The organism is Myxococcales bacterium (assembly GCA_016706225.1).
Lineage (GTDB): Bacteria > Myxococcota_A > Polyangia > Polyangiales > Polyangiaceae > JADJKB01.
In genome coordinates, this window is sequence record JADJKB010000022.1 from 900,782 (window position 1) to 921,422 (window position 20,641).

General features: G+C 67.2%; 16 protein-coding genes. 6 read left to right on the plus strand and 10 right to left on the minus strand.

Features of this window, described 5'->3' with window-relative positions; genetic code table 11:
* Positions 1-41: 41 nt before the first annotated feature.
* The 4 genes from IPI67_34955 to IPI67_34970 form a co-directional block, all read right to left on the minus strand.
* A complete protein-coding gene (locus IPI67_34955) occupies positions 42-1,247 on the minus strand; it encodes a hypothetical protein (GenBank protein MBK7585378.1) in 1,206 nt (401 codons plus the stop codon).
* 48 nt (positions 1,248-1,295) lie between these two features.
* On the minus strand, positions 1,296-3,305 hold the full coding sequence (locus tag IPI67_34960; GenBank protein ID MBK7585379.1) for a hypothetical protein: 2,010 nt from the start codon (positions 3,303-3,305) through the stop codon (positions 1,296-1,298).
* 205 nt (positions 3,306-3,510) lie between these two features.
* Entirely contained in the window at positions 3,511-4,647 is a 1,137-nt protein-coding gene (locus tag IPI67_34965; GenBank protein ID MBK7585380.1) for a pyridoxal phosphate-dependent aminotransferase, read from the minus strand.
* A gap of 65 nt (positions 4,648-4,712) precedes the next feature.
* On the minus strand, positions 4,713-5,546 hold the full coding sequence (locus IPI67_34970; protein ID MBK7585381.1) for a hypothetical protein: 834 nt from the start codon (positions 5,544-5,546) through the stop codon (positions 4,713-4,715).
* Positions 5,547-5,561: 15 nt separating this feature from the next.
* Here IPI67_34970 and IPI67_34975 point away from each other — a divergent pair, with 15 nt between their 5' ends.
* From IPI67_34975 to IPI67_34995, 5 genes are all read left to right on the plus strand, one after another.
* Positions 5,562-6,008, plus strand: coding sequence for a nuclear transport factor 2 family protein (locus IPI67_34975; GenBank protein MBK7585382.1), 447 nt, complete (start codon positions 5,562-5,564; stop codon positions 6,006-6,008).
* A gap of 67 nt (positions 6,009-6,075) precedes the next feature.
* Entirely contained in the window at positions 6,076-7,620 is a 1,545-nt protein-coding gene (locus IPI67_34980; protein MBK7585383.1) for a serine/threonine protein kinase, read from the plus strand.
* Positions 7,617-8,495, plus strand: a complete 879-nt coding sequence (locus IPI67_34985; protein MBK7585384.1) for a tetratricopeptide repeat protein — start codon at positions 7,617-7,619, stop codon at positions 8,493-8,495. Before IPI67_34980 ends, IPI67_34985 begins: the two co-directional genes overlap by 4 nt.
* Entirely contained in the window at positions 8,476-9,927 is a 1,452-nt protein-coding gene (locus tag IPI67_34990; GenBank protein ID MBK7585385.1) for an ABC transporter substrate-binding protein, read from the plus strand. The genes IPI67_34985 and IPI67_34990 overlap by 20 nt, the downstream gene beginning before the upstream one ends.
* 118 nt (positions 9,928-10,045) lie before the next feature.
* Positions 10,046-10,336, plus strand: coding sequence for a TerB family tellurite resistance protein (locus IPI67_34995; GenBank protein ID MBK7585386.1), 291 nt, complete (start codon positions 10,046-10,048; stop codon positions 10,334-10,336).
* 3 nt (positions 10,337-10,339) lie between these two features.
* Here the strand turns inward: IPI67_34995 and IPI67_35000 are convergent, their stop codons facing one another.
* The 6 genes from IPI67_35000 to pip form a co-directional block, all read right to left on the minus strand.
* Positions 10,340-11,140 carry a DUF3575 domain-containing protein gene (locus IPI67_35000; protein MBK7585387.1) on the minus strand — a complete coding sequence of 267 codons (801 nt, stop codon included), beginning with the start codon at positions 11,138-11,140 and terminating at the stop codon, positions 10,340-10,342.
* 30 nt (positions 11,141-11,170) lie between these two features.
* A complete protein-coding gene (locus IPI67_35005; protein ID MBK7585388.1) occupies positions 11,171-11,917 on the minus strand; it encodes a hypothetical protein in 747 nt (248 codons plus the stop codon).
* 103 nt (positions 11,918-12,020) lie between these two features.
* Positions 12,021-16,379: an HAD-IC family P-type ATPase gene (locus IPI67_35010; GenBank protein ID MBK7585389.1), complete on the minus strand. Its 4,359-nt coding sequence runs from the start codon at positions 16,377-16,379 to the stop codon at positions 12,021-12,023.
* Between the two features lie 114 nt (positions 16,380-16,493).
* On the minus strand, positions 16,494-17,144 hold the full coding sequence (locus IPI67_35015; protein ID MBK7585390.1) for an acetoacetate decarboxylase family protein: 651 nt from the start codon (positions 17,142-17,144) through the stop codon (positions 16,494-16,496).
* 1 nt (position 17,145) lies between these two features.
* Positions 17,146-18,582: an aldehyde dehydrogenase family protein gene (locus IPI67_35020; protein MBK7585391.1), complete on the minus strand. Its 1,437-nt coding sequence runs from the start codon at positions 18,580-18,582 to the stop codon at positions 17,146-17,148.
* A gap of 215 nt (positions 18,583-18,797) precedes the next feature.
* Positions 18,798-19,757 (minus strand): prolyl aminopeptidase, encoded by a 960-nt coding sequence (gene pip / locus IPI67_35025; protein MBK7585392.1) that lies wholly within the window; start codon positions 19,755-19,757, stop codon positions 18,798-18,800.
* Positions 19,758-19,822: 65 nt separating this feature from the next.
* Between pip and IPI67_35030 the strand changes: the two genes are divergently transcribed.
* Positions 19,823-20,641, plus strand: coding sequence for an SseB family protein (locus IPI67_35030; GenBank protein ID MBK7585393.1), 819 nt, complete (start codon positions 19,823-19,825; stop codon positions 20,639-20,641).

A 20,641-nucleotide genomic window follows, 5' to 3' on the forward strand; every position in this document is an offset into this window, starting at 1 on the left:
ACTATACGGGTGCCAGGCGCGTTCCGGCCAGCACCCTGCAACTACGGGACGAGATCGACCTGAACGGGCGCACTGAAGGGCTCGATCTTGCCGTTGCCCAGCTGTCCGCTGTCGTTGGCGCCAAAACAGGCAATGACACCCTCCAAGATCCGGCAGCCGTGCTCGGCCTGGCGCATCGAACCCGCGGCTTTATCCAGGATGGGGGCGGGACCGGGCAACGGCTGGTCGAGGCTCGGTTGCCCACCAAATTGACCGAAGTCGTTGGCGCCCCAGCATACACCCTCACTCGCGGACTGTGTGATCAGGCAGGAGTGGCGAGCCCCGATGTACATGGTGTCGATGGTCTGGGCGCCGAGGACCTGCACCGGCAGCTCGCTCGCGCTGCTGGTGTTGATGCCGATCTGACCGTTGTCGTTGGCGCCCCAGCACCACGGAATTTTTTCGCCGACCGTGCGTCCGCACACGTGCTGATGGCCGGGGTAGACGCGTTCGAGCTGCGGCAGTCCAGGGATCTTCGTGGCAAACGGCACCGTGCCTTGCGCCGTCGGTTGGCCGCACTGCCCCTTGTCGTTTCTGCCCCAGCACCACGCTTCCAGCACGCCGCCCACGCTGACGATGGCGGCGGTGTAACCCGTACCGGGGCCGACACGCACGGCCTTGGCACCTCCAGGCAGCGTGACCTTGACCGGATTCATCTGGTCGTTCGTCGAGCCGTCGCCTAGCTGACCGTAGTCGTTCTGGCCCCAGCAGAAGAGCTGAACCGGATCGGTGTCGGGGCTCGTGTACGCGCACGAATGGGTCGAACCGACCACCACGGTGTCGAGCACGGGCAGACCTGGGACCGCTTTGGGCTCGGGGCTCGGTGCATTGCTGCCGTCACCGAGCTGGCCGTAGTCGTTGCGGCCCCAGCACCACACGGTGCCCGACCCGTCGATCGCACAAGCGTGCTCCTGGCCGACGGAGATGGAGTTGATGTCCGAAAGCCCGCTGACCAGGACTGGTTTTGTCGAGACGGTTCCCGGCAAGACTCCGGGGTTCGCACCCCAACACCAGACGCTCTTGTCGACGAGCACCGTGCAGCTGGTCTTGCGCCCGACCCAGACCGTCTCCGGAGTCGTTCCCGCTGCTCCGCCCGCACCCGCGCAGTCCTTCACGCAGTCGACCTTCTCGAGATCGTCTAGCCCCGCAAGGCTGTTGCAGCCGAGCGCGAGCCAAACAAGACCGAGAGCTCCGAATCCCGCGCGCATCGCCCCCAGTCTACTCCTTGCCGCAGACCGGGGGGAAATCCGGGCCCGTCAGCGGGTCCCGGGCGACGCGGGGTTCAGGTTCCAGATCCAGTTGTCGAGCAGGACCAGCGAGTCGTACACACCGTCCCCGGTGTCCCAGATGGCCATGCGGACTTCCATGATGTCACCCGACTTCACGTTGCCCGCGGTCGTGAGCCAGCCCGTTCCGCCGCCGAGCAGCTTGCTGTCGTTGGGCGGCGTGCCGCAGCCGCCAGTCGCCTGATCGAACCCGGTGCCGCCGAGCAGCGTCGGTCCCGCCAGACACTTCGCGTTTCCGGGAACACCGCCAGAGCAGCCCGTCGGACCGTCGTCGCAGACCGCGAACAGGTTCGTGGCAAACGACAGGTTCACACCGATTGGGTAACGCTTGAAGTCAGGCGCGATGTAGACCGCAAGGTTCTTGTCCTTCGGGTTGGTGGTGACGTTTGCGTCGACCAACGCCACGAAGAAGTCGTTGAAGGTCGTACACACGAACTCCGGGAACTCCGCCGAGAAGAAGAACGAGTTGAAGCTGAAGCTCTTGGCGTTCGTGGGCACGCGCAAGCGCAAGGTCAACATCACCGGATTGAAGGCCTGACCACCGCCTTGACCAGCGCCGGGACAACCGGGCGCGTTGGGCAAGACATTGCCGTTCGCGGCGAACCAGTCCGGCGGGAAACCACTGGTTGTCCCCGTGTCGAGTCCGCCCTGGAAGGTCTGGTGCGCGGGGTTGGTGTCGCCCGGAGCCGCAGCGGTCCCGGACGAGAGCACCGCGAACTTCTGGCCCTTGAGCGGGAACAGCGCGCTGCCGAACTTGGAGCGCACCGACCGACTCAGTGCCGCGGGTGCACCCGTGCCGTCAGCTCGCGTCAGCTTGCCGCTGATCACGCCCCACTTCTGCTGTTTCTTCGTGGGCACGGTCTCCGTGGTGAACTGACAGAGATCGAGCGCCTTGGCGTAGTCGATTGGATCACCCGTGCCCGAGTTGGTGACGGCGTTGTCGCAAGGGGGATCGATCTCGTCGAAGAACCCATCGCAGTCGTCGTCGACGGCGTTGCCGATGTACTCGATGGCGCCCGGGTTCACGAGCTCGGGGGTCGTGCTGCAAGCGCCGGGCTGATCGCAACAATCACCGTCCGCCACCGTGTAGCCGTCGTTGTCGCAGTCGCCGACCGCACAGCCACCACCGGTGCCACCCGAGCCACCTGCGCCGCCCGTTGCTCCCGTGCCGCCTGCGCCACCGATGCCGCCAACCCCACCGATGCCGCCGATCCCGCCGATGCCGCCCGCGCCACCGGCGCCGCCCGTGCCGCCGCCGCCGAAGCCACCAAAACCTCCGGTACCGCCGAAACCACCGCCACCGAAGCCGCCAAAACCTCCGGTGCCGCCGAAACCGCCGCCGCCGAAGCCGCCGAAGCCACCGAAGCCGCCGAAGCCGCCGGTTCCACCAAAACCACCGCCACCAAATCCGCCGAACCCTCCGGTACCGCCAAACCCGCCGCCGCCGAAGCCGCCGCCGCCGACACCGCCGCCGCCAAAACCTCCGGTGCCACCGAAGCCACCGCCGCCGAAGCCACCTGCTCCACCGAAGCCGCCGACACCTCCGGCACCTCCGACTCCGCAGTTGCCGCATCCCAGCGACGTGACCTCGCTAGCGCACGCACCGTCCCACTGACCGTCGCAGCAGAACGGATCGTTCGCGCACACACACTGCGTGATGTTGGGTTCACCGCAGCCGGGCCACGGATGAGCCTGACAGCAATCACCCGTGAAGCCGCCGCTACCACCGCTGCCACCGGATGCACCAAAGCCACCGGCACCACCAAAGGCGCCGATCCCCCCGCTGCCTCCGAACCCACCGACTCCACCTGTGCCACCAATGCCGCCTGTGCCACCCGTGATCGGAATGCACTGACCCGACTTCTCGACATAACCCACAGGGCAGAGGTCGGACGCGCTGTCCATTCCATCACGCGCTCCGCATGCGGCCAGAATTCCGCTGGCAATGAGCACGAACCCAACTGAGTGGCGACGAGTCACGGTGTCCTCCTGGGACTGCAAGCCGACTACGGCCCGATGTACCGAGCAAGTTCCGGGCCGCCGGCAGAATGGCCAATTCGGACCCCGGGCGCAATCGAACCGGCGCCCTTGCTCGACGGGTGTCCAGTGACACGGAGCTGAGTCGTCACTTCAGTAGCGGAGGATCGCTGTGAAACGAGCCAACAGGGTCGGAGGCGGAGGCGGCTCAGCAACCGCCTACGGCGTCCGTGCAGCTCCGCACGTGCGCCAACAGCGCCGTCACGCCGCGCGAAAATTCCTCGGGAGCCGTGAGCAGTGAGACCACGGCCCAGGGTTCATCCGAGAAGTCGAAGAACCAACCGGGCTGAACCAGTACCCCCGCGTGTTCGATCAGGCCGACACACCACTCTTCCTCCGACTTCACCCGGGGCAAGCGCAGCGTTGCGTACCAACCGCCCTCGACGTGCAACAAACTCAGCGGCGCGTCGACGATCAACTCGCGGAGCATCCGCAGGTTGCCCCGCGCGCGCGCTCGGATCGCGTCGGTCGTGCTTCGAGCAGCCGCGAACAACTCGGGCAGTGCGTGTTGCACCTGGGCCGCCACCGACAGATACGAATCGCAGATCAGCTCCAGACGCCCGAGCGCTTCCGCAACCGCGGTTGCCGGCCCCCCGAGCAACATCCAGCCCAGCTTGAGCTGTGGCATCGCACACAGCTTCGACAACCCACCCAAGGAAAGTACCAGCACTCGATCGGTCGACAGCGCGCTGGTCACTCGGTTCGCATCGTCGGTGAGCGGGTACCGCGCGAAGACCTCGTCGCTGAGGATGGGCAGCCCGAGAGCGGCAATGGACTCGAGCTCGTTCCGCTTCAGATAATTGCCGGTGGGGTTGTTCGGGTTGACGACGACCACCGCCTTGCTCGCCTCGGAGCGGGCGCGCGCGAGGGAGTCGAGGTCGACGTGCCACGCCCCGTCGTAAGCCAGGGCGTACGGCACCAGCCGCACACTGGACAGCGTCGCCAGGTGCTCCAGCAGCGGATAACTCGGGGCCGGCACCAGCATCTCGTCACCGGGATCACACAGAAGCTGAAACGCGAAAGCGTAGGCCTCGCTGGTGCTCGCGGTCAGCACGACGCGCTCGGCCGGGACCGCGAGCCCATCTCTCGCCAGCTCGGCCGCCACCGCCCCGCGCGCCGAATCGAGCCCGAAAGGCATCGGCTCGTAGCTCAGGAGCGCCGCGTCAGTCAGTGCAGCGATGATGCGCTCGCGCTCGTACGGCAGGCCGACCGCGGTCGGGTTCGATTGACTGAGGTCAATCAGCGGTGCCCCGCGCGCGCGCGCGGAAGCCACTGCGCGAGCCATGGCGTTCGGCTCACGAAGAAATGCGCTGCGCGTCGAGAACATCGCGTCGTCGCCCCTTCACGCGCTCACTTCGGTGTGATCGAGACCACGTCGAGCTGGACGAATTGCCCATCGAAAGGGCTCGGCGCCGGAGGGATGTTTGCCACGACGATCGGGCTGCTGACAGCGTCGAAATTCCTGAGCTGTTCGCCGTCGAGCGGGTCACCATCGAGCTCGACCTTCGCTCCGCCCTTGACCAGGATGGTCGCCTGGTAATCGATCATCGAGCAGTACTGGACGCCCGCGCTGCCGGCGTTCATTGCGTAGGTGTTCAACGGGTCCGCGACCCGAATCAGGAACTGTCCCCAGCCGGCGGCGACGGGTGTTGCTCCGTCGCAAAAGAACCCCGTCTTGGTCTGGCAAGTGTAACCGTTCTGCTCGACCACTCCGCGGAACCGCAGCGTGACCGAGTACACGGTGCCCGCGGTCCCCTCGAACGCGAAGCTCTTCAGCGACTGCTTGGCCGCACAGTTGGTGCTCGAGAGTACCCCCGCACAAGGCACCTCGATGCGTGCGCCATCAAACTGGGTGACCAGGCCTCCGTCGCCCGCGCCGTCGGGAGCTGCGTCGCCGGCGTCGACGACATCGTTGCCGGCGTCGTCGGGCGAGACGTCGACCAGGGCGTCACTGGACGCATCGGCCCCAGCCGCACCGGAAACTCCACCGCTCGCCCCACCACCACCGCTCGCTGCCGTTCCGCCCAAGCCTCCTGAGCCACCGACCCCGGAACCTCCGAACGCCCCAACTCCCCCCACGCCACCCGCCCCGCCGCCCCCCGAGGGCGGGGCAGACCCCGACTCTTCGACGCCGCAAGCCTGAGCGAGCAGGAGCGCGGCGAGGCACGGGAGCGCAGGGCGCATGCCCGAGAACCTAACATGGACGCCCCGTGCCCTCGTAGCGCCCCATGCTACCGTCAGCGCGTGAGCACGGTGGAGGCAGAAGTCCTGGCTGCCAACGCAGCCTTCTACGCCGCCTTCGCCGAGCGTGACATCGAGCGCATGCTCGAGCTCTGGGCGAGCGATCACGCCGTGGCCTGCATCCACCCCGGTTGGCAGATCCTGCGCGGGCACGCCCAGGTTGCGGCCAGCTGGCGCGCAATTCTGGAGAACCCCGGCGCACCTGCGGTCGAGCACCGGGACGCAGCGGCGTCGGTGATCGGAGACACCGCCATCGTTACTTGCACGGAGGAGCTACCGGACGTCGAGCTGGCCGCAACGAACGTGTTCGCCCGCGAGAGCGGCGCCTGGAAGCTGGTCCACCATCAGGCCGGTCCTTCACGCCCGCACACGGAGCCGGACTTCGACCCCGGCCTCTTGAACTGAGCAAGATCCAGGGCGAATTTTCCGCCGACGGGCGCGACTGTTATCCTGTCTTGGCTCCGACCCCGCCATGAAACCCGAAGCAGCCCCCGACCTGACCTCCGGCACGTCCGTCGGTCAGTACACGATCAAGCGTCGCATCGGCTCTGGCGGGATGGGTGAGGTGTACGAGGCCGTTCACACGGGTCTGGGCAAACGCGTAGCGATCAAGACCCTGCGCCGCGCCTACGCCGAGAACGAGATCGTCGTCACCCGCTTCCTCCGCGAGGGGCAGCTCGCATCACGCATCCGGCACCCGCACATCGTCGACGCCACCGACGTCGGCATGATCGACGGCCTCCCCTGCCTGGTGATGGAGTACCTGGACGGGGAGTCGCTGCACGCCTATTTCCGTCGCGAGGGCGCGCTCGACGTATCCCGCCTCGCCGACTTGATGGTGCCGGTGCTGGCCGCGGTCGAAGCCGCTCACGCGCAAGGGGTCGTGCACCGCGACCTGAAACCCGCGAACATCTTCCTGGCTCAGGGCTGGAGCGGCGAGCTCACACCAAAGGTGTTGGACTTCGGCATTTCGAAGGTGGTGCAAGAGGCCGCGCCCTCCGATCTGACGACCGACTCGACCTTCCTCGGCTCCCCTCACTACGTCTCGCCCGAGCTGGCGCGAGGTGATCGCGACCTGGACGGCCGCGCGGATCAGTACTCGCTGGGTGTGATCTTGTACGAAGGTTCGACGGGTGTCCGCCCCTTCGCGCAGAAGGCGGACACGTTCATGGGTTTGATGTACGCCATCGCCCAGGGTGATTTCCCAGCGCCCCACACGCACCGGCCCGGGTTACCCATCGACTTCGAGCGCATCGTGCTGCGGGCCATGGCGCGCCAGAAGAACGATCGCTTTCCCAACGTCGCGGCGCTCGGCCGGGCGCTGCTGCCGTTCGCCAGCCCGCGAACGCGCACCATCTGGGAGGCGCAGTTCGGCGCCATGTCGTCCCCGGTCCACCCCGACGTCACGGTTCCCGATCTGCAGCGTGTCCCCTACGAGGAGACCGGCGGAACCTTGGGGCAGAGCGCCAGCGCGCTCCGCACCGGCGCGGAACCCGCGGCCCGCCCACTCGGAATGGCCTGGTGGACACTGGCGAGCGTTGCCGCGGCGCTGGTCGGACTGGGTGTCACGTTCGGGGCGTCGAAGCTGGTCTCGATGGCGAAAAATCGCGATGGCGGTAACGACGAGGTGGAGGTCGTCGAAGGCCTCGGCGTGAGCAGCCAGAGCTACACGGTGAGTGTGAAGGTAAAACCCGAGGCGGCGAGCATCGAGCTCGACCGACGTGTGATCGGCACGGGTGGCTTCACCAGCACCTTCAAGTCGGATGGCAAGACCCACAAGCTGGTCATCACCGCGCCCGGACACGTCACACACTCGATCGAGTTCGACGCCACCACGAAGGTGCCAGAGCAGATCGTGCTGCAGCCGCTGGAGACCGAAGCGCCGAAACCCGCCAAGACCGGCAAACCGACCGCTCCGAGACCCGCACCTGTCGCGCCGAAACCGCCCCCGACTGCCACGGGCGCGAAGGGCAGCGGGCTGAAGACGGACAACGTCGACCCGTGGGCTGAAAAGTGAGGGCCGCCTCCGTCGTTCTGATCGCGCTCGCGGTCGTGGGCGCCAGTCCCACCGCGCGAGCCAAACCCGACAGCGGAGGCTCGAGCGACGACGCGCGCGCGCGGGAGCTCTACAAGAAGGGCGACGCCGCCTACGCGGAAGGGCGCTACGAGGACGCGCTCACCGCATTTCAGGAGGCCTACCGCCTGAGCCAGCGTTCACCGCTGCTGTTCAACATCGGCAACGCGCTCGAACGCCTGGGCAAGCTCGCGGACGCAGCCGACGCCCTCGAGAAGTATCTGCCCCACGCCAAGCCTGCGGAGAAGGACGTCATCTCGAAGCGCGTCGAGAACCTCCGCAAGCGCGCGGAGGAACAGGCGAAGAAGAAGCCGAAGGCGCCGGTCGTCGAGGACGAACCGGATGAGCCGGAACCGAAAAAACACCGCCGAAAACGCGCGGCGGAACCCGAGGACTCCGAACCTGAAAAACCCAAGGCCGCGTCGCCGACCCGCGACCAGGCCAATCCCAGTGCCGACTCGGGGGGCTCGACACTCGGCTACGTGCTCGTGGGTGCCGGCAGCGTCGCCATCGGCACCGGAGCCGTGTTTGGTCTGATGGCGCTGTCCGCGCGCAAAGACGCCGACGCGGCGTGTAAACAGTCCGGCGGTCAGACGCTGTGCGGCGAGTCCGCCAGGTCGGCGCTCGATCGCGACAAACGCTACTCGTTGATTGCGGATCTGGGCATGGGCATCGGCCTCGTCAGTGCCGGCGTGGGTTTCTATCTCCTCGTGAGCGAACCAAGCAGCGAGAGCAAGACCGCTGCACGATCCCGCTTTGTCGCCGACGTCGAGGCATCACCATCGGGGGGGATGTTGCGTGTCCGCGGTCGGCTCTGATCCCTGGCGTCGAGCGCGCACGGCTCTGTGCGGCGTCGCCCTGCTGGGCGCGGCCAGCTGCTCGTTCACTCGCCCGGAGATCACCACGTGCTCGAGCAGCGTCGGCTGTCGCGAAGCGTTCGGCAGCGGCTTCGTCTGCGGGGGCGACGGCTACTGTGAGAAGGCAGCTCCAAGCCCGCGCTGTCAGGTCACGTTTCCCGAAGACCTGCTGACGCGCCCGGAGAGTTATCCCAACGCCATCGTGATCGGCAGCCTGATGGACCGCTCGGTCATCACACACCAGGCCCGCGAGAACGCCATTCGCCTTGCGACGACCCACGTGACCGAAGGCGGCGGTCTCCAGAATCGCCCGTTCGGTGTCGTGTTCTGCGACATCGCCAAGAACTCTCAGTACGACTCGCGAGATCGCGGCGCCGCTGCGGTCCAGAGCGGCCTCTACCTGGCCGACGTGATCGGCGTGCCGGCCATCATCGGGCCGAGTGCTTCCACGGATGCGCTGGCCGTGTTCGAGGCCCTGGGCGGACGCGACGTGGTGATGATTTCGCCCTCGGCGACCAGCCCCGAGCTGAGCGGAATCGACGCGAAGAACCCGACGGACGAGAACCCCGGGCGCTTCTGGCGCACGGCGCCGCCGGACACTCTGCAAGGGGACGCGATCGCAATTTACCTGCAGCAGAAGCAGGTCAAGGACATCGAGCTGATTCACGAGCTCGGCGCCTACGGCGAGGGGCTGGCCACGGTGTTCGAGAAGTCCTTCCAGAGTATCGGTGGCAACACTCATCGCAGCGTCTTTTCTAACAGCTCGGAGCGCGACGCGGCGGTGGTGGCAGCGGGCAAGAGTTTTGCGCCCTGGGTGCTGTTCGTGTCGTCACAGACAACGGACGCCTCGGCCTTCTTGATAGCCGCGAGCAGCTTGAGCGTCTACGCGTCCAAGAACTTGTTCTTGACCGACAGCGCCGCAAACGCCGATTTCCTGAGCGCCGCGGCGGGGGCATCTGCGATGTTCCCGAGAGTGCGAGGCAGCCGGTTCTCGGTCCCCGCCGGCAACGTCTACGAACAGTTTCGAGCCAGCTACAACGCCGCGTTCCAGGTCGAGGCCAACTCCTATTCGTACGTCGCCCACGCGTATGACGCGACCTGGCTGGCGTTCTACGGCAGCGCTCGCTCACTCGGGCAAGAGGGCAGGGTTCACGGCCTGGGCATCGCACGAGGGCTGCGCCACGTGAGCCTGGGCAAGGCGTTGCCGATCGTTCCGGTCAGCTGGGGCGAAATCGGCAAAGAGCTCTCGCTGGGCGGCGACGTCGACGTGAACGGCGCCTCTGGCGCCCTCGACTTCGACCCGCTGAGTGAGGAGACCGAGGGGCCGGTCGACATCTGGCAGATCGCGCCAAGTGGCACGAGCATCGTCGTGGAGCAGACGCTGTCGAAGTGAGACAGCACCGAAAAAACGTGCAAGAACATCAGCTCTGGGGCGGCTCGGCCGTCCGCCCAGCACAGCCCCGAGAAACGCCATGCTCGAAGCCCTGTCACGCGAAGAACGACTGCTCCTGATCAAGTTCGTCTGCGCTTACGCCTGGACCGATCTCGAGCTCCACCCGGGAGAACGGCGGTTCGTCGAACGACTCGTGGAGCGCATGCAGCTCGACCCAGCCGACCGCGCCGAGGTCGCTCAGTGGCTGCATGTGGCACCGGCCCCGACCGAGGTGGACCCGAGCCTGGTGCCGGCGGAACATCGCCGGCTGTTCGTCGAATCCGTACGCGCCGTCATGTATGCGGACGGCAACGTCGAGGACGAAGAGCGCGAACAGCTCGAGCGCTTGAAGGCCGCGCTCGAGAGCTGAGCCTCAGAACGAGAAACCCAGGTTCAGGTTGAGCAACGGGATCCAGCGCGAGTCGTTCTCACTGGACGAGTTGCCCGCGCTGTCGTTGGCGTCTGCCTTGATCGCGACGTATTCGATGCCGCCTTGCGCGACGAAGGTGAAGCCACCGCTCGTGAGCACCTTGTAGCCAATCAGCGGACCCACCGCAGCGCCGTTTCCGACACCCTTGATCTCGCCACCGTTCAGGTCATCTGCCTTGACGTGCACGTAGAGGAACTCCGCCCCGACCTGGACTCCGTCGAACGGTTTCATTGGATACCAGAGCGCCTGAGCGCCCAGCTCGTAGGCGCTGAAGGTCTCCGTCCCGCTGTTGGTCTCGACCTTCAGCGAACCGTAACCGCCGATGACGGCGAGACCCAGGTGATCGACGACACGCCCTTCGACCTCCAGCTCGACGATCGGCGCGATCAGGTGCAGCGGCGAGATCGTGATCGACACACTGCGCACCGGATCGGGCTTCGGTCTGACCGGTGGTGGGCCATGAGCGCCCGGTGGGTAGCCGTAGGGTTGTGGCGGGTAGCCGTAGGGTTGCGGCTGCGCACCGGGCGGCGGCTGCGCACCGGGCGGCGGCGGCTGTGCGGGCGGCGGCTGTGCGGGCGGGGGCTGTGCGGGCGGCGGCTGTGCGGGCGGGGTCTCGGCCCCGGGTGCCGGCTCTTCGACCGGAGGCAGCGCGCCCGTGTTTCCGGGAGGCTGCCCCTGCGCGAAGGTCACGGACGGAATCGCAACGAGAGCCGCAAAGATCCCACACCCCAGGGCAAGCTTCATGGTCGAAACCTTATCACGAGTCAGCTTCGCTCAACGAGCCGCAACACCCGCCGGCAAGCCGGTGCGGGTCTCCACGAGCTCGGCCTTGTAGATGATGGAGCCGGACTCGTCGCTGATCTCCCCCGACAGGTCGCTCCCGTCATTGCCCCGTGACACCGAGAAGGTCGCAAGCTTGTCGCCGACCTTCACTCGGTACGCCGTCTTCTCACACGCGGTCGCCGCCCCTGCGACGAGACAGGTGCTCTTCTCGCGCCCGATCTCGGCTTCGTTGTCGTCGGGTGCAAAGCTGGTCTTGGCCAGCATCTTCTCGAACGCCGCCGCGCTCGAGAGCAACTCCTTCTTGCCGCGCATCTCGCGGACGCGCAGGACTCGATCGCTACCAACATCGTGGGTCACACGCAGGCGCGTCGCGGCATCACCCTCCTCGAGGGTGTAGTCGATGACGATCAGACTCCCCGCCCGCGCCACGACCTCCTGGCTCAAGATCAGAGGCGTCTTCGTGTACGAACCGCTGAAGCGGTGCACCGAACGATCACCGACCCGTTTGTGCGCGAGCTCGGGGCTCGACTTCGGGAGGGTCTCTTCGGCGCTCGGGATCTTGTCGATGAAAGGCAGGTCGTCTGCGCTGATCGAAGCCGTCTTTTGCGACGATTTGGCGGCGGCAATGTCGATCGAGTCGGTGGCATCGTCGGCTGCAATCGGGTTGGGGATGCCCTGGTTTCCGCAGGCGACCACCAGGACCGGGACCGTGATGAGAGCGATGAGATGGCTTCGCATCCCGTGCCAATGCCAAGCCGCCGCCCCTCCGGCCAACTTTCGCGCGGGCGCACTTATGGAAGCAGCGGGGCACGCGTGAACCGCAGGTGGCGACGGCGACCGCTCAGCTTTGGCTTGCCACTGGCGCCCCGAGCTTCGGGCTCGCGAAGGGATCGTCGGGCAGCATCTGCACGATGCGCAGCCGCTCGGCGACCTTCTGGATCAGCTCCGGGTACTGCGTGGCACCCGCCGTGGCCAAGGCCGACGCGCCGATCGCCGTCGCCCAACCCACGGGGCCGACCGGCCGACAGCCGAACAGCTGGCTCAGGCCGGGCGTCTGAACGATGCCGGCGAGCACCGCCGCCGACAGCGCACTCGTGAGCAGCACGGGGCGGCTCATGCCGCCGGAGGTCACCGTCTGCCCGAGCTGGGTTCCAACCAACGCGAGCAGCCCGATGGTCGCCGCCCGCTCTCGAGTACCCGTGAACCGGCCGATCAGGAACGCGGCGCCTGCACCCGCCGTGGTCACGATGGCACGCGAGGCGATGCCGCGGCTCAACGCGTCGCCCAACGAAGCATCAGGGCCTTCGTTCGCCAGAGACTCCAGTGTCTCCTTCGTGGGTGGACGCAGAGCAATCGCCATCGCGGGCGCCACGTCGGTCAGCATGTTGACCAGGAGTAACTGCCGCGCGTTCAAGGGCGAGCGACCGTCGATCAGCCCAGCTGCGACAGAAAAGCCGATTTCGCCGAGATTTCCGCCGATCAAGATCGAGACGGCGTCCCGCACGCTGGCCCACATCGCTCGCCCCTCTACGATGGCGTCGACGATGGTCTCGATGCGCTCGTCGGTGATGACCACATCCGCAGCGCCGCGCGCGGCGCTCGTGCTGCGCTCACCCATCGCGATACCGACGTTCGCAAGGCGGATGGCGGGCGCGTCGTTGGAGCCGTCACCGACCATGGCCACACAGCGCCCTGCCCGCTGAAACGCCCTCACGATCCGGACCTTCTGCGACGGTGTCAGACGGGCAAAAACACTGACCCTCCCGATCACCGCGTCGAGCTCTTCTTCGGTGAGCGCGGCAAGCTCGGCGCCGGTCATCACCCGTTTGTCCGCCATCAGGTCGAGCTCGCGCGCCACGGCCTCGGCCGTGCTCGGGTGATCGCCCGTGATCATCACCGTCTCGACCCCAGCGGTCTTGAGTTGTTCGAGGGCGGCCCGGGCCGTTCGGCGAACCGGATCACTGAAGGCGATGAAACCAACGAACGAGAGGCCAACCAGTCGAGCCGGGTCGAGGCGATCCTCCTCGCCCACGACACGCTCGGCCACACACAGCACCCGCAAGCCGCGCCGTCCCAGCTCCGCTGCGCGCTCGACCAGGCGAGCCCGGGTCACCTCGTCGAGCGCCACGCGCGAGGCGCCCTGCAAGCGTCGCGTGCAGGCCGGCAGGATCACCTCCGGTGCACCCTTCACGTCGAGATAGCGCTGGTGTGCAGCCTGGCCGGTCACTGCGTGGTACCCGCGCCCGGCTTCGAACGAGAGCTCACCGACTCTGCGCCAGCCCGCGGCGCCGTACTCCGCACGCAACGTGTATCCGGACGCCGCGCGGTGCAGCGCCAGATCCAGCGGATCGAACGCGGCGCTGTGCTCCAGCTCCGGTGTTGCTCGCAGTGAGGCCGCGAGCACCAGCAGGTGGCTCGGGCTCAGCGCGTCGATAGCCTCGTCGGCCGTGCCGTCGCACACCCGACGGAGCTCGATGCGCCCCTCGGTGATCGTCCCGGTCTTGTCCACACACAACACGTCGACGCGACCCAGCGCCTCGATGTTGTGTGCGTTGCGCACCAGCGCGCCGCGCTTGCTCAGACGCTCCGCCGCGGCCAGTTGCGCCGCCGTGGCCAAGAGCGGCAGTCCTTCGGGCACTGAAGCGACGGCCAAGCTCACACCCGAGCTCACCACGTCTTTGAGCCGTCGCCCGCGCAGCACCCCGGTCGTGATCAGCGCTGCGCCCGCGCCCAGCGCGATGGGCCCGGTCATGTTGATCAACGAGCGTAGGCGCACTTCCACGCCACTCGTCGCGATGTCGTGCCGCGCTGTGTTCGCGCCGCGACGCGCCTCGGTCTCGTCACCCGTCGCCACGACAACGGCCGTGGCCTTGCCAGCGGCGATGCTGGTGCCTTCGTAGAGCATGCTGCCGCGATCTGCGACGTTCGGCTCGAACGACGCGGTCACACCCTTGCGCACCGGAAGCGACTCGCCGGTCAAGCTCGAGGCGTCGACCTCCAGACTCTCCGCACTGACGATGCGGCAGTCCGCCTGCACGACATCCCCGGGCGAGAGCAGAATCACGTCCCCCCGAGCCAGATCGCTGGCGTCAATCTCGAGCACCTGGCCGCCGCGACGCACTCGAGCGCGGCGCGTCGTATCACTGGCCAGACGCCGGATGGCTCGCTCGGTACGGAAGCGCTGCACCCCTCCGACGAGAGCGTTCAGGCCAACCACCCCGCCCACCATGCCGGCGTCGGCCACGGAGCCCGCCACCGCGGACAAGGCAGCTCCCGCCGCGAGCAGGGGGGCGAGCGGGTTGAACAGCTCGTCCGTCACCGCCTCTGACAGCTCCAGCAAAGCCGGCTTGTCCTTGAGTGTGGGCCGACGACGACTGTGCGCCTCGCTCTTGCTGAGCCCGGCCTCGGTGCTCCCGAGTTTTGCGAGCACTCCCTGCGCGTCGAGCGCGTACCAGGGCGTGCGGTCACGCGGCGGCGGCAACGCCCGCCGCTCGAGCACTGCGCTCACCCGCGCGCCGTTCGCCATGGCCATGAGGGACGCGGCATTGACCACGGTGAACACACGCCGGGTGGTCATGCTGACGACGCCCCCGGCAGCGACCAGGGTGCCGACACCAGCGGCACCCAGCGCGAGATTGACGCTCTGTTTGGCCACCTTACGCGCGGCGACACACGCCGAAAGCACGAAGCGAACGTCGGACAGATCGTCGCGCGAGATCATGTGCGCAGCCCACGGGGGAGTCTCGCCCGCGCGCACCAGACCGACCGCACAGTCCGCTGCACCGATGCCCACGGCGCGACCGGTCGCGACCAGCATCACGCTGCGCCCCTCGCGCTGCAGCCGCCGGATCCCGCTCGGCAGCCCGTCACCGGAGGGAATTGCGTCGTCGACGTTCAGGCCCTGGAGCGCGGCTTCGTCGTTGGACGCGATCACCACTCGCATCTGCGCCTCGTGCGCCGCAGTGATCAGCTCCTCGACACCGGTCTGCGGGATCATGGAGAGCGCAACGATGCCTTCGATCCGCCCGTCGTGAGCCAATCCCAGGCAGAGCTCGCCGCGGGCCGCGACTTCCCGCGCCCGTTCCTCGAGCTCGATCGACATGCCAGCGTCCAGACGCCCGGGCGGACCCAGTGCGTAGTTGGCCTGGCGGACGACTCGTACCGGCTGCTCGGGATCGAACAGCTCGAGCACACGCTGTCGTGTGTCCTTGCGGGAGATGCCCTCCAGGGTCACGACATCCGTCACCTCGAAGCGATCACGGGCGACCAGATCCCCCTGAATGACCAGGCAGTCGATGCGGTCGAGCCGGCGCAAGACGTCCGGATCGGTGACGAGCACACGTCGCGCCGCGAGCGCACGCCCGAGCTCCGCCGCAAACACGTCGCGCCCGAGGCGTGCGGGTTTTGGCAACGCGCCGAACAGCGCCGCCACCGCGTTCTGCACACTGCGGGTGGTGAGAAAACTCACCGCGAACCCGCCGAGCGAGACGACCCAAGCACGGTCCGCGTATTCCTCGATGGGTCCCCGAGGCAGCGGCACGGGCCGCGGATCGACGCTCGCCCGCCGAAGATCGTGCTCGAAGGGCGCGGAGCACAGCTCGGCCTCGCGTGCCTCCCAGGTCTCCTTGCGCACACGCCCCTCGCGCAACAGCGCCGCCCTGTGCGCAAGGTCGACGAACGAGGCCATGGGCCGCTGCGCCAGACCCTGTGCGACGGAGATCACGCCGCCCAGCGAGAGATCGGCGCGGCGCTGCCCGAGCGCCTGATCGATACCGCCGCGCAGTCGGGGTGATGCCCGCACCACCGTCGCGGCCGCCGCGATCGAGGCGGCGATGCCGGAAGAAGGAAAGGGAGAGAACTTGAGTGCGGTCCCGATACCAAGCCCCAGGACGTCGAGCGCCGCACCCAGCCCGAGCCGCTGCAGTGGCTCCGTATCCGCCGGGTGCTCGGCGGCCGTCTCAGGAAAGGCTGCCTTGTCGACGTGTGCGCTACGCTCCGCCCCCTCCACGAGCTCGACGAGCTGATCGAGCTCGTGCGCACCTCGCTCGATCTCGATCACCGCGCGTCGGGTGTGTGGATTGACCTCCACCCACTTCACCTGCGCCATGCGCCCCGCGGCCTCTGTGAGCGCCACCCGAAAACGCTCGAGCTCGTCCGTGTTCATCTCGCGCAGCTCGACGTGCGCGCGGGTCTGGCCCATCCAGGTGTGGCGTCTGCGCGGGCCGAAAGCCTCGGAAATACTCGCTAGAATCTGCGGAACGGTGGGGACAATGGGCATTTTTGCGCGAGCCCGAGTACTACCACGCGGCGCGCTTCACCGCATCGCCAGCGGCGCGCGCATCGTGCTCTCGAAGCGCTCGAACATGCTGCCGAGTCCGAGCGCGCCGCGCGCACGCGGAAACGCCGCCCAAGCCTGGTGCTCGCTCGAAAAACCGGCGATCCGCGTCCGGGCTGGACGCACGAGCCCGGCGAAGTCTGAACGAAAACGCACCACGCCTTCGCCTTGAACCTGCAGCGTTGCAACGCGGCTCTTCAGCCAAAAGGCCGGCCCCACGCCCCGGTGCTCGAACGACAGCCGAGTACCATCATCGGCGCTGACGTCGACGCCGCCCGGCCGCCGCTCGAAGGTAGCGAGTGTCTTGGGCAACGCCCACAGCTCCCGACCTGCGGCCAGCGAGCCCGGATGGTCGACGTACATGCGCGCCACGTAGTAGCCCTGCGTGACCTTACCGTCGCGCGCACGAAAGCGCACCGTGGCGGGCATCCACAGGAGCTCGCCGTACACGAGCGGCGACGGCGGGCGGTACTCGATGTAACCGAGCAAACCGAGCGTTCGCCCGGCGACCCCCACCGGCTCGAGCCCGAGAGGCAGACTGAGATCGCGGACACGCACCCAGTACGGGCACATCACCCCGAAGCCGAAGGTGTACCAGGGCGGCTCGGGATAGGCGGGCTCCGCGCTCACGTCAGGAGAGCCGCTTGACCCACTTCATCTTCTCGTCGGTGTACGGCGGGTAGCGCAGCGGCGCGTCCAGGTAGAACGGCTTGTGCAGCACACTCTTGGTGTGCGTGAAGCAGTCGAAGCTCGCCTTCCCGTGGTAGGCGCCCATGCCGCTCGGGCCGACGCCGCCAAAAGGCAGCTCGTGGGGCGCGAGGTGGACGACGGTATCGTTCACACAAGCGCCACCGGAGCTCGTGCCGTCGATCACCGTCTGCGCGCGATCGGCGTCGTTGGAGAAGACGTAGAGCGCCAGGGGTTTGTCGCGGTCGTTCACGAACCGCACTGCCTCGTCCAGGCTCGAAATCTTCAGCACGGGCAGGACGGGTCCGAAGATCTCTTCCTGCATGACTGGGCTGTCGGGGCTCACGTCGGTGAGCACCGTGGGGGCAATGTAGCGATCTTCCGCGTCGGTCTTGCCACCGGTGAAGACCTTGCCACTGTCGATCAACGCCGAGACACGCTTGTGGTGGCGCGCGTTCACGATGCGGGCGTAGTCCGGGCTCTTCTGGGGATCGTCGCCGTAGAACTCGCGGATCGTCGCCGCCAGCTTCTCGAGGAAGGGTTTCTCGACCGACTCGTGGACCAGCACGTAGTCTGGCGCGACGCAGGTCTGCCCGGCGTTGAAGAACTTGCCCCACGCGATGCGCCGCGCGGCGACCTCGAGGTTGACGTCGCGATCGATGATGCAGGGGCTCTTGCCGCCCAGCTCGAGCACGACGGGCGTGAGGTTCTTGGCCGCCGCCGCCATGACGATGCGACCCACTGCGCCGTTGCCGGTGTAAAAGATGTGATCGAAGCGCTGCGCCAGGAGCGCCGTGGTCTCCGGCACCCCCCCCTCGATGACCGCGATGGCGCTCCGGTCGAGGTACTTGTGCAGCATCTCGGTCATGACGGCGCTGGTCGCCGGCGCGACCTCGCTCGGCTTCACGACCACGCAGTTGCCCGCCGAGATCGCACCCGAGAGGGGCGAGATGGCGAGCTGAAACGGGTAATTCCACGGCGCAATCACCAGCGCCACGCCGAGCGGCTCGGGGTAGAGCTTGGCGGTCGCCGGCTTCACGGTCATCGGTGATTTCACGGTGCGGGGTTTCATCCAGCTCTTCAGGTTCGCGAGCTGGAGCTTGAGCTCGTTCAGCACGAAGCCGGTCTCTCCGAGCCAGCCCTCCGCGGCGCACTTCCCGAGGTCGCTGGTGAGCGCGGCGAGGAACTTCGGCTCTTCGTCCTCGATCATCCGGTAGAGCTGCCGCAGCTGGTTCATGCGCCATTCCGCGGAGCGCGTGACTCCGGACTCGAACGTGGCGCGCAGCTTCTGAACCGTGTCCGCGATCTCTTGATCACTCAGGCTCTTGGCTGGCTTCGAGGCAAACGTGGCGGGGGCGTTGGGCGATGTCGCGATGGCCATGGGGCAGAGCATAGTCCCCGCGCGGCACAAAGCAGCGCCCCGGCGAAAGCCGCCGAGATCATTGGGGGCTTCGCTTCGCCGGACGGATGTCGGTGCTGATCGCCGGCTCGAATGGGCCGGTTTGACCTGCGCGCGCGGCAACAGCGTGTTGGTCGCTGGGTACGGCTAGTCTGCGCGCGCGGTGCCGACCCGCCTCGACAGCGCTGCGCTGTGATTCACAGCCCCGCGTAGGCGTCCGTCGCGGTCACGAGCTCGTGCACGATCCCCGGCTCGAAGGCGCTGTGCCCCGCGTCGGGCACGATGTACAGCTTGGCGTGCGGTAGACGGCTCGCGAGCTCCCACGCACTCTGCAGCGGACACACCACGTCGTAGCGCCCCTGCACGATGCTGGTGGGGATGTGGCCAAGGTTGCCGACGTCGTCGAGCAGCTGCGTCTCTCGCTCGAAGAAGCCGCGGTTCACGAAGTAGTGACACTCGATTCGGCTGAAGGCCAAGCTGAACTCGTCCCCAGCCGCCTGGGCGATCTGCTCCGGATGCGTGTGGAGATAGCTGGTCGTGGCCTCCCAGACGCTCCACGCCCGTGCCGCCTCCTGCCGCAGCGACGCATCGGTGCTCGTGAGCCGACGGTGGTAGGCGGAGATCAGATCACCTCGCTCCGCCTCGGGAATGGGCGCGAGGTACTTCTCCCAGGCGTCCGGGAACAAGCGACTGGCGCCCTCCTGATAGAACCAGGCAAGCTCCCAGGCTCGCAGCATGAAGATGCCACGCAGCACGAGCTCGGTGACGCGCTCCGGGTGTTTCTCGGCGTAGGCCAGCGCCAGAGTGCTGCCCCAGGAGCCACCGAACACCTGCCAGCGCTCGATGCCGAGGTGCACACGAATTGCCTCCATGTCAGCGACGAGGTGCCAGGTCGTGTTGTCCTCGAGGTGGGCGTGCGGAGTGCTCTTGCCCGAGCCGCGCTGGTCGAACAAGACGATGCGGTAGCGCGCGGGGTCGAAGAACTGGCGCTGCTTCGGCTCGGTGCCCCCACCCGGGCCGCCGTGCAGAAAAACCACCGGCTTTCCCTCAGGATTTCCGCTCTCCTCCCAGTAGATCTCGTGAACCGGGGAGACTCGCAGCTGCCCGCTTCGATTGGGCTCGATCGGTGGATACAGCGTTCGTCGCACCTCGCTCATGGACGAACCCTTGCCAGAACGGCGGGCGTGCGTCGACGACAATTGCGTGTTATTCGCGCCCGCCCATGGCGTCCGACGACAACGGAAACGGCGCGGACGTGCTCGACCCGACGGATCTCACTCACTGGGTGGAGAGCGCGCGCCGAGGACTCCGGCGCGACGTCGCCGATCTGGTGCGCCGCCTCGAACAAGGTGAGCTGTTCGTCCCGCTGGCCAAGCAGGTGCCTGGCGCAGAGGTCGGCACGCGGGTCGAGCTGGATGAAGATCTGACCATCACGCCGCACATGTTGGAGGACGACGATGGCCATCTGTTTTGCGCGATGTTCACTCGACCGGACATCCTCGAACCGCTGGCGGAGCAGCTGGGTTGGCTCACCGATGACGGCGCCCTCGAGTACTGCTCGTTGCCGGCCAAGGTCGGGCTCGACCTGGCGCATCAGGTCATCGACGACGAGAACGTCGTCGCCCTGATCATCAACGCCGGGCACGACACGGAGCTGATGCTGCACCGCCACGAGGTGGGCAGCATCGCCAGTGGTCGTGCGCTGCCGCTGGTGGGTTACGTGCGTGACATTCCGGTCCAAGATTTCGAGAAGACCTTGATTGCCGAGGCGGAGAGCCCGCCACCCGCCGCCTTCGTGAGCGCGCTCGAGAGCTGCCTGGCGGAGCTGGGAAATATCGAGCGTTACGAGGTGCTCTCGACCTTCAACGCGGACCGCGACCTCGAACCCCACATGACCCTGAGCTTGCGTCCGAAGTCGCGCAGCATCGACTTCGAGCAGGTCACCAAGCAGCTGATCGATACCCTGGGGGAGCTGGTGCCGCCGCCGGGATACATCGACATCGTGTTCGACCAGACCCCCGAGCCCCCGCTTCCGTCCTGA